This window comes from Qipengyuania sp. RANM35, from assembly GCF_041021145.2.
GTDB lineage: Bacteria > Pseudomonadota > Alphaproteobacteria > Sphingomonadales > Sphingomonadaceae > Qipengyuania > Qipengyuania soli.
This window is the reverse complement of record NZ_CM196433.1, coordinates 615,490-630,408: the sequence shown is the minus strand read 5'-3', so window position 1 is coordinate 630,408 and position 14,919 is coordinate 615,490. Positions and strand designations below refer to the sequence as shown.

The 14,919-nt window shown below is 63.6% G+C and carries 18 protein-coding genes; 15 read left to right on the top strand and 3 right to left on the bottom strand.

Annotation, left to right across the window (positions count from 1 at the left end; all coding sequences use genetic code 11):
• Nucleotides 1-3: 3 nt before the first annotated feature.
• Genes RAM60_RS03115 through RAM60_RS03090 form a run of 6 tightly spaced genes read left to right on the top strand, consistent with a single transcriptional unit; the run spans nt 4 to nt 3,701 of the window.
• Nucleotides 4-672 (top strand): glutathione S-transferase family protein, encoded by a 669-nt coding sequence (locus RAM60_RS03115; RefSeq protein WP_369025608.1) that lies wholly within the window; start codon nt 4-6, stop codon nt 670-672.
• Between the two features lie 12 nt (nt 673-684).
• Nucleotides 685-1,056 carry a DUF1428 domain-containing protein gene (locus RAM60_RS03110; RefSeq protein WP_369025609.1) on the top strand — a complete coding sequence of 124 codons (372 nt, stop codon included), beginning with the start codon at nt 685-687 and terminating at the stop codon, nt 1,054-1,056.
• A 3-nt stretch (nt 1,057-1,059) separates the two neighbouring features.
• The gene (locus tag RAM60_RS03105; RefSeq protein ID WP_369025610.1) at nt 1,060-1,872 is read left to right on the top strand and encodes a VOC family protein; all 813 of its coding nucleotides are present in this window, start codon (nt 1,060-1,062) and stop codon (nt 1,870-1,872) included.
• Nucleotides 1,869-2,348 (top strand): VOC family protein, encoded by a 480-nt coding sequence (locus tag RAM60_RS03100; RefSeq protein WP_369025611.1) that lies wholly within the window; start codon nt 1,869-1,871, stop codon nt 2,346-2,348. Before RAM60_RS03105 ends, RAM60_RS03100 begins: the two co-directional genes overlap by 4 nt.
• A gap of 4 nt (nt 2,349-2,352) precedes the next feature.
• Nucleotides 2,353-3,027 (top strand): dihydrofolate reductase family protein, encoded by a 675-nt coding sequence (locus tag RAM60_RS03095; protein ID WP_369025612.1) that lies wholly within the window; start codon nt 2,353-2,355, stop codon nt 3,025-3,027.
• Entirely contained in the window at nt 3,024-3,701 is a 678-nt protein-coding gene (locus RAM60_RS03090; RefSeq protein WP_369025613.1) for a glutathione S-transferase family protein, read from the top strand. The genes RAM60_RS03095 and RAM60_RS03090 overlap by 4 nt, the downstream gene beginning before the upstream one ends.
• 3 nt (nt 3,702-3,704) lie before the next feature.
• On the opposite strand, the gene RAM60_RS03085 is transcribed toward RAM60_RS03090, so the two are convergent.
• Entirely contained in the window at nt 3,705-4,298 is a 594-nt protein-coding gene (locus RAM60_RS03085; protein WP_369025614.1) for a J domain-containing protein, read from the bottom strand.
• Between the two features lie 60 nt (nt 4,299-4,358).
• Here RAM60_RS03085 and RAM60_RS03080 point away from each other — a divergent pair, with 60 nt between their 5' ends.
• From RAM60_RS03080 to RAM60_RS03065, 4 genes are read left to right on the top strand one after another with little or no spacing between them, the layout of a single operon-like run.
• Complete coding sequence (locus RAM60_RS03080) at nt 4,359-4,631, top strand: BolA family protein (RefSeq protein WP_369025615.1); 273 nt, start codon at nt 4,359-4,361, stop codon at nt 4,629-4,631.
• An 11-nt stretch (nt 4,632-4,642) separates the two neighbouring features.
• Entirely contained in the window at nt 4,643-5,533 is an 891-nt protein-coding gene (locus tag RAM60_RS03075) for a pirin family protein (RefSeq protein WP_369025616.1), read from the top strand.
• A 10-nt stretch (nt 5,534-5,543) separates the two neighbouring features.
• Entirely contained in the window at nt 5,544-6,356 is an 813-nt protein-coding gene (locus RAM60_RS03070) for an SDR family NAD(P)-dependent oxidoreductase (protein ID WP_369025617.1), read from the top strand.
• A gap of 2 nt (nt 6,357-6,358) precedes the next feature.
• A complete protein-coding gene (locus tag RAM60_RS03065) occupies nt 6,359-7,258 on the top strand; it encodes an alpha/beta fold hydrolase (protein ID WP_369025618.1) in 900 nt (299 codons plus the stop codon).
• Here the strand turns inward: RAM60_RS03065 and RAM60_RS03060 are convergent.
• Entirely contained in the window at nt 7,255-8,352 is a 1,098-nt protein-coding gene (locus RAM60_RS03060) for a DUF2332 domain-containing protein (protein WP_369025619.1), read from the bottom strand. The genes RAM60_RS03065 and RAM60_RS03060 overlap by 4 nt on opposite strands.
• A 42-nt stretch (nt 8,353-8,394) precedes the next feature.
• On the opposite strand from RAM60_RS03060, the gene hisG reads away from it, so the two are divergent.
• Genes hisG through nusB form a run of 3 tightly spaced genes read left to right on the top strand, consistent with a single transcriptional unit; the run spans nt 8,395 to nt 10,774 of the window.
• Nucleotides 8,395-9,033: an ATP phosphoribosyltransferase gene (gene hisG / locus RAM60_RS03055; RefSeq protein WP_200983038.1), complete on the top strand. Its 639-nt coding sequence runs from the start codon at nt 8,395-8,397 to the stop codon at nt 9,031-9,033.
• The gene (hisD, locus tag RAM60_RS03050; RefSeq protein ID WP_369025620.1) at nt 9,033-10,325 is read left to right on the top strand and encodes a histidinol dehydrogenase; all 1,293 of its coding nucleotides are present in this window, start codon (nt 9,033-9,035) and stop codon (nt 10,323-10,325) included. Before hisG ends, hisD begins: the two co-directional genes overlap by 1 nt.
• Nucleotides 10,322-10,774: a transcription antitermination factor NusB gene (gene nusB, locus RAM60_RS03045; RefSeq protein WP_369025621.1), complete on the top strand. Its 453-nt coding sequence runs from the start codon at nt 10,322-10,324 to the stop codon at nt 10,772-10,774. Before hisD ends, nusB begins: the two co-directional genes overlap by 4 nt.
• Nucleotides 10,775-10,778: 4 nt before the next feature.
• Here nusB and RAM60_RS03040 read toward each other — a convergent pair whose 3' ends face one another.
• A complete protein-coding gene (locus tag RAM60_RS03040; protein ID WP_369025622.1) occupies nt 10,779-11,750 on the bottom strand; it encodes an alpha/beta hydrolase in 972 nt (323 codons plus the stop codon).
• Nucleotides 11,751-11,809: 59 nt separating this feature from the next.
• Between RAM60_RS03040 and thiL the strand changes: the two genes are divergently transcribed.
• Together thiL and RAM60_RS03030 are read left to right on the top strand one after the other, a co-directional pair.
• Nucleotides 11,810-12,676 (top strand): thiamine-phosphate kinase, encoded by an 867-nt coding sequence (gene thiL / locus RAM60_RS03035; RefSeq protein ID WP_369025623.1) that lies wholly within the window; start codon nt 11,810-11,812, stop codon nt 12,674-12,676.
• Between the two features lie 152 nt (nt 12,677-12,828).
• Nucleotides 12,829-14,919 (top strand): sodium-translocating pyrophosphatase, encoded by a 2,091-nt coding sequence (locus tag RAM60_RS03030; protein ID WP_369025624.1) that lies wholly within the window; start codon nt 12,829-12,831, stop codon nt 14,917-14,919.

Below are 14,919 nucleotides of genomic sequence, written 5' to 3'. Positions count from 1 at the left end.
TCGATGATCGATCCCGGCGCGCAGGTCGAGATCAGCGGCTACCGCTGGGTCCCGCCCTTCGCGCAGGGCTTCGTGCGCGACTTGCGTCCCCGTTGGGCGTGCGAGGAAGCGGGTATTTCCTATCGCGAGCGGCTGGCCAATGTCGCCGACAAGCCCGACTGGCTGGTCGAGGGGCAACCGTGGAGCCAGATTCCGATAATCCGCGACGGCGCTGTAGCCTTTTTCGAAAGCGGTGCATCGCTACTCCACCTGGCGCAGCAGAGCGAGATGCTCCTGCCCGCAGACCCACAGAGGCAGGCGACAGCAATCTCCTGGCTGTTCGCTGCGTTCAACACGGTCGAGCCTCCGATCTTCGAACATGGCAACATATCGTTCTTCGCCAAGGACGAGGAATGGGCAAAGCTGCGCCGACCGAGCCTCGAGCAATTCCTCGGGCAACGGCTTGCTCCGCTGGAGGCAAGGCTGGGTGCTTCCGAATGGCTCGACGGCCAGTTCACCGTTGCGGACATCGCCATGGTCACCACGCTGAGATCGCTAGGTGGCAGCCGCGTCCTGGCAACGCATCCGGCGGTCGAGGCCTATGTCGCTCGCGGCGAGGCGCGCCCCGCATTCAAGCAGGCGATGGCAGACCAACTCGCCGCTTTCGCACGCCACCCGGACAACGCGGATTGAAGGAGAGAGAGCATGTATGTGAACGGATTCGTGGTGCCCGTGCCGGAAGCCAACAAGGAAGCCTATCGCGTAGTGGCCGAGAAGTTTTGGCCGATAGCGCGGGACTATGGCTGCATCGGCCATGTCGAGGCGTGGGAGTCCGACGTGAAGGACGGGCAGCACACCGACTTTCGCCGTGCAGTCAATCTGGAGGAAGGCGAGAAGGTCGTCTTCAGCTGGATGGTCTGGCCCGACAAGGCGACCGCGGATGCGGCGCATGAAAAGATGATGGCCGATGAACGCATGCAGACCGAATTCGGCGCCCCCGATGGCAGTGAAATGCCCTTTGACGGCAAGCGCATGATCATCGGTGGGTTCGAAACGATCTTCGAAGCGGAGGCCTGAGCTTTGGCGGACGATCGCGGAGCCTTCATCTGGTACGAGCTGATGACCGACGACCCGTCGCGTGCGCGCGACTTCTACGCGGCAGTGGTCGGTTGGGATATCGATGCGGAAAACAGCGTGCCGGACGGCACCATGGACTATCGCATGATCAATCGCGGCGATGGCGGGTTTGCCGGCGGTGTACTCGCGCTCTCCGAAGACATGCTGGCCAACGGCGCGAAACCGGGCTGGTTCGGCTATGTTCACGTTCCAGATGTCGATGCTGCAGCAACCGCGTTTGTCGAGGCTGGTGGCGCGATCCACATGGGGCCGAACGATATGGCGGGTGTGGGTCGCATGGCGCTTGTTTCCGACCCGCAGGGGGCTGTGATCTACCTGATGACCCCCACCCCACCCCCCGGCAATCCTGACGCAAGGAGCGACATTTTCGACGTCGTGAAGGCGCGCCATTTCCGTTGGAATGAGCTGTGGACTACGGACCAGGCTGCTGCGACGGCTCTCTATACAAGCACCTTCGGCTGGACCCAGGAAGGAGCCATGCCGATGGGGCCAATGGGCGATTATCTCTTCATTCAGCACGACGGCGTCGGGATCGGCGCGATCGGCAAGGCACAGCCGGGCGGAGAAGGTTCGCGCTGGCAGCACTTCGTCGGCGTCGACGACATCGATCGTGCTTGCGCTGCGGTCAACGACCATGGCGGCAAGCTGCTTGGCGAACCTCAGCAAATCCCGGGGGGCGAATACTCAGTTTACGCCCACGACCCGAGCGGCGCGACAATCGGGCTCGTCGGTCCCCGCAAGGAGAGCACACAATGAGCGAAAAGCTGACCACCGTCCTGTGGTTCGACGGCGACGCGGAGGAAGCTGCGCGCTTCTATGCGGACACATTCCCTGACAGCTCTCTCGATGCGATCCGCTACGCACCGACGGATTTCCCGAGCGGGAAGCAGGGCGATCCCATCACCGTCGAGTTCACCCTTCTCGGTCGCAGTTTTTCGGGCCTCAATGGCGGTCCGATGTTCAAGCCCAACGAGGCCGTCAGTCTCATGGTCGTGACCGAGGATCAGGCCGAGACCGACCGTTACTGGGACGCGATTGTCGACAATGGCGGTCAGGAAAGCGCCTGCGGCTGGTGCAAGGACAAGTGGGGCTTCTCGTGGCAGATCACTCCGCGCACCATGCTCGACGCACTTGCAGCAGGTGGTGACGAGGCGCAGCGCGCCTTCACCGCGATGATGGACATGACCAAGCTCGACGTCGCCACGATCAACGCTGCCCGCAGGGGAGAATAGTTCGATGGCGAGAAGGATTGTCGGAGGGATGTTTCTCTCGCTCGACGGCGTAATGCAGGCACCCGGCGGACCGGGCGAGGACCCGATGGGTGGCTTCGAAGAGGCCGGCTGGGTTTTCAAGCTGTGGGACGAAGGCATTGAGCCTGCTCTCGGCAAGCTGTTCGGCGGCGAGTACGACCTCTTGCTGGGTCGGCGGACCTACGACATCTTCGCCGCCTATTGGCCTTATGCCGAAGGCGATAACAAGCCGATGAGCGAGGCGTTCACCAGCGCCGCCAAATACGTGCTGACGCGCGGAGATCAGGAACTCCCTTGGGAAAACAGCCACCGGTTGTCCTCCATCGAAGCGGTAGCCGACCTGAAGCAGACTGACGGGCCCGACCTCGTCATCCAGGGATCGAGTACGATCTATCCCGGTCTTCTGGCTGCCGGGCTGATCGACGAACTGGTCCTGATGACTTTCCCCGTAACGCTCGGTCGCGGCAAGAGGATGTTCGGCGAAGGCACTCCCGTCGAACGACTGGACATGATCGATCACTGGATCACGGACAAGGGTACCGTCGTCGCGACCTATCGCCCCGCCGGGTCCTTGCCACCCTATCCAGATGAAGCACCCATCCCCATCATTAGCGATCGGGAAATCGAACGCCGCAGGCGCGTGGCAGAGGGCACCTGGTGACCCTCGCCCTCTATGGTCATCTTTTTTCCAGCTACACCTGGAAGGCACTGATCCCGCTTTACGCCAACGGGACGCAGTTCGAGTTCAGGCAGATCGGCCCCGGATGCGACGAGGCTAACGCGGTCGTTCATTCCGCGCATCCGGCTGGCAAATTCCCGGTACTCACTGATGGCGACATCGCGGTCATCGAAGCGACGACCATCGTCGAATACCTGGCCGTCCATCACCCGGGCCCGGCTCCGCTCATACCGGCCAGTCCCGCCGTTGCGGTGGAAGCGCGGATGCTCGACAGGGTATTCGATAACTATTTCCAGGGCAGCTTCCAGCGCGTGGTCGGCGCGTACCTCAGCAACACGGAGGTCGGTAACACCCCGACAATCGGGGAGCCCAACATGCGGGAGGTCGAGGCCGGTAAGGCCGGTCTAAGACGCGCCTACCAATGGCTCGAAAGTTGGTTGGAAACGCACAGCCTTTCCCCGCACGTCAGCCTGGTGACCTGTGCCGCGGCACCTGCACTCTTCTATGCGGATTGGGTCGACCCGATCCCGGAGTCCTGCCCAAAGGTCATTTCTCTGCGCGAGGAATTGCTGGCTCTCCCGGAGGTCGCGCGCTGTGTCGAAGATGCGCGGCCCTATCGGCCATATTTCCCGCCTGGAGCTCCCGAGCGCGACTGACAGTCAGGCGATCGCCCGCGACTTGCGCAAGGTCTGGTACGCTTCGACCACCTTGCCCAGTTGTGCTTCGTGCGTGCGATCACCGCCATTTCGGTCGGGATGGTAGCGCCGGACCAGTTCGGAGTAGCGCCGTCGCAGTCTCGCGCGATCGACGTCGGTGCCGAGCCCAAGTTCTTCGAGCGCCATCGCTTCCTCGCGACTGAAGCGGCCGTCCATGGCCAGTTCCGCCTCGCGCCGGGCACGACTTTTGATGCCTGCGGCCCGCGCGGCGATGGCATCGAGTGGGTCGTCATAGTCGGCCCAGCGCGGCATCCCGTCGACGCCGGCATTGGAACGGAAACTCGGACTTTCCGTCCGCCAACCGCTGGCAGGCGACTGCGCTTCGAAGATTTCCTCGGCGCTCATGCCCTCGAACCAGTCGTAGCCGGAATTGAATTCGCGTACGTGCTCAAGGCACAGCCACTGCCATTCGCCCGGACCGTCGAAACCATGCCCGCGCATGCCCGGCGCGCGAAATTCGCCTGCTTCCCGGCAAGAAGGGTGCGCACAGGTTCGCCCTTCGGCTTCGTAACGTCCGTGAAACTTTGTTTGGCGCATTCGTTCTAGAATGGGGAGCAGGATGCGCTATGGCTACCCCTGCAAAGGAGATTTTGGCTCATGAGCGGACCCGTCCAGCAGGAAATGGAGCGCCTTCTCACCGAGGCATTCCGGCCCACGCGGCTCGAGGTCATCAATGACAGCGCCAAGCACCATGGCCACTCGGGCGACGATGGCAGCGGGGAATCACATTTCACGGTTGTGATCGAGGCAGCCGCCTTTGCCGACAAGTCCCGCCTGGACAGGCAGAGAATGGTCAATCGCGCACTCGGGGACATACCCGGACAACGGGTTCACGCCCTCGCCATCCACGCATCTGCACCAACGGCATAGGAGGGCGACGGATGAGCCTTTTCGAACAGACGCTCACTCCGGTCACCCACGACCTTGGCCAATTCGAGGTCCGGCGCGTCCTTCCCGCTCGAAAGCGGACGATGGTCGGGCCCTTCATTTTTGTCGACCAGTTTGGCCCGGCCCAGCTTGATCTTGGTACCGGCATGGATGTCCGCCCGCATCCCCACATCAACCTCGCGACGGTTACCTGGCTGTTCGAGGGTGCGATCGACCATCGCGACAGTCTCGGCACGTTCTCGACCATCCGCCCCGGGCAGGTGAATCTGATGACCGCCGGCAGGGGCATCGTTCATTCCGAAAGGTCGCCTGAATCCGAACGCAAGAACGGACCACGACTATTTGGAATGCAGACCTGGCTCGCTCTTCCAGATGGGCGGGAAGAGATCGATCCCACATTCGAGGCGGTCACCGACCTGCCGATCATCGAAGACGGTCGTGCCCGCGCAATCGTCATCATGGGCGAGCTTTGGGGCGAGCGCGCCCCCACGACCACTTACGCCGACACGATCTACGCAGAAATCCTGCTCGAAGCGGGCGGCGCCATTCCGCTTGAGGAAGATGCCGACGAACGCGCGGTCATGCTTGTTGCAGGAGAAGCCAGCGTCGATGGACATGACCTCAACCAGTACGAACTGGCCATCCTGCAGCCGGGCCGTGACATGACACTGGAAAGCGCGACCGGAGCGCGGGTCATGCTGCTCGGCGGCGAGGCATTCGAAACACGCCGTCATGCCTGGTGGAACTTCGTCAGCTCGCGCCGCGAGCGTATCGAGCAAGCGAAAGCTGACTGGCGCGAGGGTCGCTTTCCCAAGGTTCCAGGGGATGAGGAGGAATACATTCCACTCCCCGACGGCGAGCCGAATACCGTAACCTATCCGTGAGGGGACCAACATGAGTTTCGAAGGCAAGACCGCCTGGATTACTGGCGCGAGCAGCGGCATCGGCGCAGCGCTTGCACGCGAATGGGCCAGCCGAGGCGCCAACATTGTTCTGTCCGGACGTGACGAGGCGCGCCTTGCGGAAGTCGCGGCAGATTTGCCGACCGAGACGCTGATCCTGCCCTTCGACGTCCGCGACGACGCTGCGATGTGGGCAGCGACAGACAAGGCAGTCGCGTGGAAGGGGGTCGACATATTCGTCGCCAATGCCGGAGTTTCCCAGCGCAGCGCAGCGGTCGATACCGACATCGCGGTCTACCGCGAGATCATCGACATCGACCTCACCGCACAGATCGCGGCGACGCAGGCGCTGCTCCCGCATGTGACCGAGCGCGGTAGCGGGCACCTTCTGTTCATCAGCTCGATCGCGGGCAAGGTCGGCGTTCCGATGCGCACGGCCTATTGCGCGGCCAAGTTCGGGCTCGCCGGATATGCCGACGCGCTCCGTGCAGAACTTTCGCAAAGCGGCGTGCAGGTCCATGTCATCTACCCCGGCTCTGTCGCCACCGACGTCAGCCGCAATGCGCTCACCTCCGACGGCAGCAAGCGCGGACGCAGCGACAGCGTCATCGATAACGGTATCCCGCCGCTGGAGGCAGCACAGCGCATCATTGATGCGGTCGAAGCAGGACAACGCGAGATCATCGTCGCCAACGGGATGGAACAAGCGATGGGCGAGATGCGTCGCACGCCCGACCAGCTGCTCGACCAGGTCGCAGGCATGGTCGCAGCGGGCTATATGGAGAAGATGAAGGCGGAGGGCTGACCATGGAACAGAAGCGTGTCGATCTCGCCAACGGCATCCACCTCGACGTGGTCGACGAGGGACCGCGCGATGCACCGGCCTTGCTGTTCCTCCATGGCTTTCCCGAAAGCCACCGCACCTGGCGCAACCAGATCGCGCATTTCTCCGATCGTTATCGCTGTATCGCACCCGACCAGCGGGGGTATCGCAGCTCTTCAAAGCCACAGGAAGTGTCGGAGTACACGCCCGACAAGATGATCGGCGACGCCTTTGCTCTGATGGATGCACTGGGCATCGACAAGTTCACCATCGTCGGTCACGACTGGGGCGGCGCGATTGCCTGGGGCGTCGCTTACGGCGGGATGATGAACGGTCGGGTTACGCGAGCCATCATCGCCAACGCGCCACATCCGGTGCTCTTCCCCAAGCTGCTCTACACCAACCGCCAGCAGCGCGAGGCGAGCCAGTATTTCCGCATCTTCCGCGACCCGGCGAACGATCCGATGATCCGCGAGCATGGGTTGGCCCCAGTGCTGATGAAGGCCTTCGAGGGGCGCGAAGTCACCACGTCGATGGACCCGGAGGAACAGGCGCAACTGCTCCAGGACTGGTCGAATCCCGACGCCGCCTTCGGCATGCTCAATTATTATCGTGCGAGCCCGATGGAGGTGCTTTCGCTCGACGCGCCCTACGAACTCCCCGCCGATTACCAGCCTTTCCCCCTGCCCAAGCTGGCCATCCCGACGCTGGTGATCTGGGCGATGGATGACATGGCGCTGCCGCCTGCCAACCTCGAAGGGCTCGATGAAGTCATCGACAACCCCGAAGTGGTGCAGGTTCCGGGGACCGGTCACTTCGTCCAGTGGGAAGCACCCGAAGCCTTCAATGCGGCGATGGAAGCTTTCCTCGAAAAGACCGCCTAGTTACCCAGCCACTCGATGTCGGCGCCGTGGGCGTGTGACCAGGTGAGTTGCGTCGCTTCTGCTCCGTCGGGCCAGTAGCGCACCTTGAGATTGTGGCGGTGGACGGTCCGGTCGGCCTCGACCGATACCCACGCTAGCGGAGTTTCGGCCGTAGCCTTAGCGCCTGCGGCCTCCATAGCTGCAGTCACCCTCTCCTGCTGGTCGGCAGGAACGTATTGCCAGACGATCGAGTGCATCAGCATCCGGGTGGTGCCCGGCTCCTGCGGCTTTGCCAATTCGCGCTCGACGAATTCCGCTGCATTGATCTTCGTCAGGTCGGGCTTGCGCTCGGTTGCAGCACGAATGGCCGCCTCCATCCGCTCGAAACGGATCGTGTGTTCCGGCCAGATGTAGGCCATTAGCCGTTCGGACTGGTTCGGGTCGGTCAGATCGACCGGCGCAACGTCGCATCCCTTGGTCGAAACGATCTCGATCTGCCTGTCAGGCGGAGCAGTCCCCTGCCATTCCGGCTTGAAGTGCATCACCGCGTCCGCCGGTCCGACCTGCACCCCGCCGAGATCATAGTGGTAGCGATCAAGCATTAGGTTGATGCCCGCGCTCGACCCGATCTCAAGGCATTCGAAGCGCGGCGGCAGGCCCTTGCCGGCAAGCCACAGCATGGCGGCGATGAAATTGCTCGACCGGCCTGCTTCATTGGTTTGCGGAGGCCCATCGAGCCACGGCAGCAGTTGCGCTTCGTGTGCTGTCATGGCGTCGGTGATGATCGCAACATCGTCTGCCCCTATGCCGCGATAGATGGGAGCCAATGCCGGCTCACGTCCCGTCAGATGGAGCCAGTGCAGGCCTCCAGCGATCCGCAACGGAAGCGCATCGGCCAAGGGCGCGCCCTGCCATTCGGCAATCCGGCGAGCGAGCGCATTGTCGAGCCCACCCTCGATCGCAGCCCAGATCGCCGTGACCACCCGGGCGGTGATCGGAGCTCCGTTATTGAGGCAATAGGCGACCTGGTTGCGGAACCCCTTGCCGACCGCGCCGTCACCCTTGGTGTCGATATCCATCTTCTCGTAGTGCGGTCTTTGCCCGGAATCACCCATATACGTTGCCCTTTCGCAAGCGCTTGCCTATCTGCCCGCGACATGAGCGACAGCCTGACATTCGCCGTACCCAAGGGGCGCATCCTCGACGAGGCGCTGCCCGTGATGGCGCGTGCCGGCGTCGTGCCCGAAGACGCCTTCCACGACAAGGCCAACCGCTCGCTGACTTTCGCGACCACGCGCAGTGACATGAACATCATTCGGGTACGTGCCTTCGACGTGGCAACCTTCGTCGCGCACGGTGCCGCGCAACTGGGCATCGTCGGTTCCGACGTGATCGAGGAATTCGATTACGCGGACCTCTATGCGCCGGTCGATCTCGATATCGGCCACTGCCATCTCGCGGTCGCCGAACCGAAAGAAGGCGCCGCCAGTGTCGACGGGGCAAGCCATGTGCGGGTTGCCACCAAGTACCCCAACCTGACCCGCCGCTTTTTCGAGCAGCGCGGCGTGCAGGCCGAGTGCGTGAAACTCAACGGCGCAATGGAAATCGCCCCTGCACTGGGACTGGCAGGCAGGATTGTCGACCTCGTTTCCTCCGGCCAGACGCTGAAGGACAATGGCCTCGTCGAGACGGGACACATCCTCGACATCAGCGCTCGGCTGATCGTCAACCGTGCCGCTCTCAAGACCGATCCACGCGTCGCCGCGCTGGTCGACGCATTCCGCAGGGACGTGTGATGCAGTTGCTCCGCACGACAGACCCGGATTTCGACAAGAAGTTCAGGCGCATAGTCCGCGACCGGCGCGAGAGCGACGTCGATGTGCAGCGCGATGTCGCGACCATCCTCAACGAAGTTCGCGAGCGTGGCGATGCCGCGCTGGTGGAATATTCGATGCGCTTCGACGACCACCGCCTCACCACCGAGGACGACTGGCGTATCTCTGCCGAAACCTGCAAGGCTGCGTATGAAGCGCTCGATCCGGCACTGAACAGTGCACTGAACACCGCCGCACAGCGCATCCGCTCCTACCACGAGAACCAGCTGCCGGCGGACCGCGATTACACCGACGATATCGGCATGCGCCTCGGCGCGCGCTGGCTGCCGGTCGATGCCGCAGGTCTCTATGTCCCGGGAGGTCGCGCTGCCTACCCGTCATCGCTGCTAATGAACGCAATCCCGGCCAAGGTTGCCGGCGTCGAGCGCCTCGTCGTCGTCACCCCGACACCCAAGGGCCAGACCAATCCGCTTGTCCTCGCCGCTGCGCATATCGCGGGCGTGGACGAGATGTGGCGCGTCGGCGGGGCCCAGGCGGTTGCAGCGCTGGCCTACGGCACCGACCGCATCAAGCGCGTCGATGTCGTCACCGGTCCGGGCAACGCCTGGGTCGCCGAGGCCAAGCGCCAGCTTTACGGCGTGGTCGGCATCGACATGGTCGCCGGGCCCAGCGAAATCTTGGTGATCGCCGATGCCAACAACAATCCCGAATGGATCGCCGCCGACCTCCTCAGCCAGGCCGAGCATGATCCGACCAGCCAGTCGATCCTGATCACCGACAGCGAGGCGCTGGCCCGGCAGGTGGGCGATGCCATCGACCTTGCGCTGATGAAGCTGGCCACTGCCAAGACCGCCAAGGCAAGCTGGGACGCGCACGGCCTTATCGTGATCGTCGATAGCCTCGACCAGGCCCCTGCCCTCTCCGACCGCCTCGCTGCCGAGCACGTCGAACTCATGGTCGACGACCCACAGGCGCTGTTCGAGCAGATGCGCCATGCCGGCAGCGTTTTCCTCGGCCGCCATACACCCGAAGCCGTCGGCGACTACATCGCCGGCCCCAACCACGTGCTTCCCACCGGCCGCCGCGCCCGTTTCGCCAGCGGGCTCTCAGTGCTCGACTTCATGAAGCGCACCAGCTTCATCGACGCCTCCGATGCCGCGCTCGCCGCGATCGGACCGGCTGCCATCCGCCTTGCCGAGGCCGAGGGCCTTCCCGCCCACGCCCTCTCGATTGCCGTGAGATTGAACAAGTGACCCAGAATTCCCGCTCGCAGGCCCGTTCGGCCGCCCGCCTCGCCGCCGTCCAGGCGCTCTACCAGCAGCAGATGGAAGGCACCGCCCTTGCCCGCCTGCTCGACGAGTTCCACCAGCACCGTATCGGCCAAGTGGTCGAGGACGAGGAATATGCCGACGCCGATGTCGACTTCTTCGACGACGTCGTTTCGGGCGTCGATGCCCGCCGCGGCGAGATCGACGACCTGTTGGCTGGCCGTCTTGCCGAGGGCTGGACGCTGGCGCGCCTCGACAAGACCATGCTCCAGATCCTGCGAGCCGGGACCTACGAACTGCTCGCGCGGCAGGATGTGACCAAGGCTACATCGATCAGCGAGTACGTCGACGTCGCCAAGGCCTTCTTCGACGACCGCGAGGCGAAATTCGTCAACGGAATCCTCGACGCGGTGGCCAAGGAAGCAGGGCGCTAGTCCTTCAAGGGTCCTTCCGGTCGAGGAAGCCGAGCGGGATGTCGACCCGTTGGGCCCAGGCGTTCTCCTCGTGCTCGGCCCCGAAGAAGGCCCGGCTCTCGAACGAAGGCCCGGCCCAGCCGCGCGCCGCCATCATCTCCCCGAAACGCGCGAAGTATGGTGCGTAAAACGCATCGAGCGTGGCAGTGCCATGATCGATGTAGATGTGGTTCCGCACCGGATCGAGACGCGTCGTGGCGAAATAGGCCGAGAACGCCTCAGCAACCTGTTTGGCCCGCAATTCGCTGTCGCCCTCGTCGGGATTTGACAGCGGCAGATGGGTCGAGAGGCCCGCCGCCTGGCCAAAGACCTCGGGATACTCGCCAATCAGGTAGAGGCTCATCAGCCCGCCCATCGATGATCCCATTACCGCCGTGTCTTCCGGTCCCTTCAGGGTCCGGAACGTCGCATCGACGCGGCGTTTCAGGTCCTTGGTGACCATCGCTGCATAGCGGTCCCCGCGCAGTTGCGGACCTGCGGCGATGCCCGGGAAATCGATCGACAGGACCGACTTGCGGTACTCCTCGGGCAGGTGATCCATCAGCTTCTGCGGAAACAGCGTCTGATAGCGGTCCTTGGGGCTGCGCAGCCCGACGATGATCCACTCGCGGAAGTCCCCGCGCGCCGCGAGGCGCGTGACCGCTTCGTCCATCGCCCATTCCTTGTCGAAGTTCGACAGGCGGCGATCGAAGATATTCTCCGCATCGTGCATGTAGAGCACCGGGAAACGCCGCTTGGGGTGCGTCGCGTAACCTGCTGGCAGCCAGACCCAGATGTCACTGACACCGACGTCCTGGGCCGGGGCGAAGTCGGACCACCAGACGATTTTTCCGGAGCTCACCTGCGGCACGGCAGGCTTCGGCACGTCCTGCGCCGCAGCGCCGACCGGGACGGACAGCGAAAGGGCGGCAAGGGCAAGGCGGAAGGTTAGTGACACGTCGAAGCCTCCATGCAATGTGCGGCAGCTATGGCAGCGGCAGAGTTTCCCGGAAAGTCGTGAGCGGCGAATTCGATTTCATCGCCAGCTTGCGCGCACTTGCGACGTCACCCGCTGCACGCGGACTTGCCGACGACGCCGCCGTGATCGAGATCGGTGGCGAGACGCTCGTGATCACTCACGACACACTCGTCGAAGGCGTCCATCTCCTCGAAGGCCAGGACCCGGCAGACATCGCATGGAAGCTGGTCGCGGTGAATCTCTCCGACCTGGCCGCGAAGGGAGCGGAGCCAGTCGGCATCCTCGTATCGCACATGCTTGGCGAGGGCGACGAGCGTTTCATCACGGGCCTTCGCGAAATCTGCTCCGAATACGAAGTGGCCCTGCTTGGTGGCGATACTGTGCGCGGCGAGGGGCAACGAGTCTGGGGTTGCACGGCAATAGGTCGCGCGACCTTTAGTCCCGTGCCATCGCGGTCGGGCGCACGACCCGGCGAGGCGCTGTGGATCGGCGGTCCCATCGGACAGGCAATGCTCGGTTTCGAGGCGCTGCGCGACCGTACCGGAGCGAGCGACTTGGCCTATACACGCCCGCGCCCCCAGCTGGAGCTCGGGCGCGCGCTTGCCCCTCACGCCAGCGCGATGATGGACATTTCGGACGGGCTTCTGCTCGACGCCTCGCGCATTTCAGCCGCGAGCCATTGCACGCTCGCCATCGATAGCGATGCGGTCGCACGGATTACGCCACCGGACCGGCTCGACGAGGCAATGCGCTGGGGCGACGATTATGTCCTGCTTCTTAGCGGACCGGCCGATCTCGGCGAGCGCTTCGAAATCCACCGGATCGGCAGCGTGCTCAAGGCCGGGGGGCACCCGATCCTCCTCGACGGCAGCCCGCCGCAGGGCAATCTCGGCTACAGGCACTGAACTTTCGGCCAAGGCGGGGGAATAAGCGCGGATTGCTGCGCTTTTCGGCCTTGTCACGCAATCAGTCGTCCTTATACCCCTCGCGCACATGCTCCGGCGTTTGTTGCGTCGGGTCGCATCAATCATAAAATCAAACGGGAGGGGAGTTTTCCGTGGATCTTGTTACCATTTCCATCCTGCTGGGATTGCTGGCCGTCGTGTACGGCTTCGTCACCAGCCGCCAGGTGCTGGGCAGCGGCGCCGGCAACGAAAAGATGCAGGAAATCGCTGCAGCCATTCAGGAAGGTGCGCAGGCCTATCTGAAGCGGCAGTACACCACCATCGCCATCGTCGGCGTGGTCGTGGCCGTGCTGGTGTTCGTATTCCTCGGCGCCATTCCGGCCACCGGCTTCGTCATCGGCGCGATCCTTTCGGGCGTGGCGGGCTTCATCGGGATGAACATTTCGGTCCGTTCGAACGTTCGCACCGCCGCTGCGGCGCAAAGCGGACTGCAGCAGGGTCTTACCCTTGCCTTCCGCGCAGGCGCCATCACCGGCATGCTGGTGGCGGGCCTCGCCCTCCTCGCGATTGCGGTGTTCTTCTGGTACCTGACCGGCCCCGCCGGTTACGCCGCCAATGACCGCCACGTGATCGACGGCCTCGTCGGCCTCGCCTTCGGAGCTTCGCTGATCTCGATCTTCGCACGTCTGGGTGGCGGTATCTTCACCAAGGCCGCCGACGTCGGCGCCGACCTCGTCGGCAAGGTCGAGGCAGGCATCCCTGAAGACGATCCGCGTAACCCGGCAGTGATCGCCGACAACGTGGGCGACAACGTGGGCGACTGCGCCGGCATGGCTGCCGACCTGTTCGAGACCTATGTCGTCACCGTCGGTGCCACCATGGTCCTGACCGCGCTGCTGATGAAGGGCCTCGGCGAACTGCTGATGCCGATGATGGCGCTCCCGCTGCTGATCGGCGGTGCATGCATCCTCACCTCGATCATCGGCACCTACTTCGTCCGCCTCGGCGGCGGCACGAATGTCATGGGTGCGATGTACAAGGGCTTCCTCGTCACCGCGATCCTGTCGATTCCGCTGATCTATGTCGTGACCGACTATGCTCTTGGCGGGATGGCCACCGAGATTCCGGGCACCGGGTTCAACGGCATGGCGCTGTTCTTCTGCTCGCTGCTGGGCCTTGCGATCACCGGCCTGATCATCTGGATCACCGAGTACTACACCGGCACCAACTATCGCCCGGTCCGCTCGATCGCCAAGGCTTCGGAGACGGGCCACGGCACCAACGTGATCCAGGGTCTCGCCATCAGCCTTGAATCGACCGCCCTGCCGACCATCGTCATCGTCGCAGGCATAATCATCGCCTACTCGCTCGCGGGCCTTATCGGCATCGCCTATGCGGCTACCGCGATGCTGGCGCTGGCAGGCATGGTCGTGGCGCTCGACGCCTACGGTCCGGTGACCGACAATGCCGGCGGCATCGCCGAAATGGCCGGTCTCGACGACAGCGTTCGCGAGAAAACCGACCTGCTCGACGCCGTGGGTAACACGACCAAGGCCGTGACCAAGGGTTATGCGATCGGATCGGCCGGCCTCGCCGCGCTGGTTCTCTTCGCTGCCTACACCACCGACCTTCGCGAGTTCTTCCCGAACCTGACGGTCAACTTCAGCCTCGAGAACCCGTATGTTATCGTCGGGCTGCTGCTCGGCGCGCTGCTCCCGTACCTCTTCGGTGCGATGGGCATGACCGCCGTGGGCCGCGCAGCCGGTGACGTGGTGGTCGACGTGCGCGAGCAGTTCAAGAACAACCCCGGCATCATGACCTACGAGTCCAAGCCCGATTACGCGCGGACCGTGGACCTCGTGACCAAGGCTGCGATCAAGGAGATGATCATCCCCTCGATGCTGCCGGTTCTTGCCCCGATCGTGGTTTACTTCGTGATCACTTCGATTGCAGGCCAGGCCAATGGCTTCGCGGCGCTGGGCGCACTGCTCCTCGGCGTTATCGTTGGCGGTCTCTTCGTGGCGCTTTCCATGACCGCCGGCGGCGGCGCCTGGGACAATGCCAAGAAGTACATCGAAGACGGCAACCACGGCGGCAAGGGCTCGGAAGCCCACAAGGCTGCCGTGACCGGCGACACTGTCGGTGACCCATACAAGGACACCGCCGGCCCTGCCGTGAACCCGATGATCAAGATCACCAACATCGTCGCGCTGTTGCTTCTCGCAGCTCTCGCCGCGGGCTAA

Excerpts from the sequence above, each read along its gene's own strand:
- RAM60_RS03115 (WP_369025608.1), top strand. The coding sequence starts at position 4 with ATGATCGATCCCGGCGCGCAGGTCGAGATCAGCGGCTACCGCTGGGTC.
- RAM60_RS03110 (WP_369025609.1), top strand. The coding sequence starts at position 685 with ATGTATGTGAACGGATTCGTGGTGCCCGTGCCGGAAGCCAACAAGGAA.
- RAM60_RS03100 (WP_369025611.1), top strand. The coding sequence starts at position 1,869 with ATGAGCGAAAAGCTGACCACCGTCCTGTGGTTCGACGGCGACGCGGAG.
- RAM60_RS03095 (WP_369025612.1), top strand. The coding sequence starts at position 2,353 with ATGGCGAGAAGGATTGTCGGAGGGATGTTTCTCTCGCTCGACGGCGTA.
- RAM60_RS03085 (WP_369025614.1), bottom strand. The coding sequence starts at position 4,298 with ATGCGCCAAACAAAGTTTCACGGACGTTACGAAGCCGAAGGGCGAACC.
- RAM60_RS03080 (WP_369025615.1), top strand. The coding sequence starts at position 4,359 with ATGAGCGGACCCGTCCAGCAGGAAATGGAGCGCCTTCTCACCGAGGCA.
- RAM60_RS03075 (WP_369025616.1), top strand. The coding sequence starts at position 4,643 with ATGAGCCTTTTCGAACAGACGCTCACTCCGGTCACCCACGACCTTGGC.
- RAM60_RS03070 (WP_369025617.1), top strand. The coding sequence starts at position 5,544 with ATGAGTTTCGAAGGCAAGACCGCCTGGATTACTGGCGCGAGCAGCGGC.
- RAM60_RS03065 (WP_369025618.1), top strand. The coding sequence starts at position 6,359 with ATGGAACAGAAGCGTGTCGATCTCGCCAACGGCATCCACCTCGACGTG.
- RAM60_RS03060 (WP_369025619.1), bottom strand. The coding sequence starts at position 8,352 with ATGGGTGATTCCGGGCAAAGACCGCACTACGAGAAGATGGATATCGAC.
- hisG (WP_200983038.1), top strand. The coding sequence starts at position 8,395 with ATGAGCGACAGCCTGACATTCGCCGTACCCAAGGGGCGCATCCTCGAC.
- hisD (WP_369025620.1), top strand. The coding sequence starts at position 9,033 with ATGCAGTTGCTCCGCACGACAGACCCGGATTTCGACAAGAAGTTCAGG.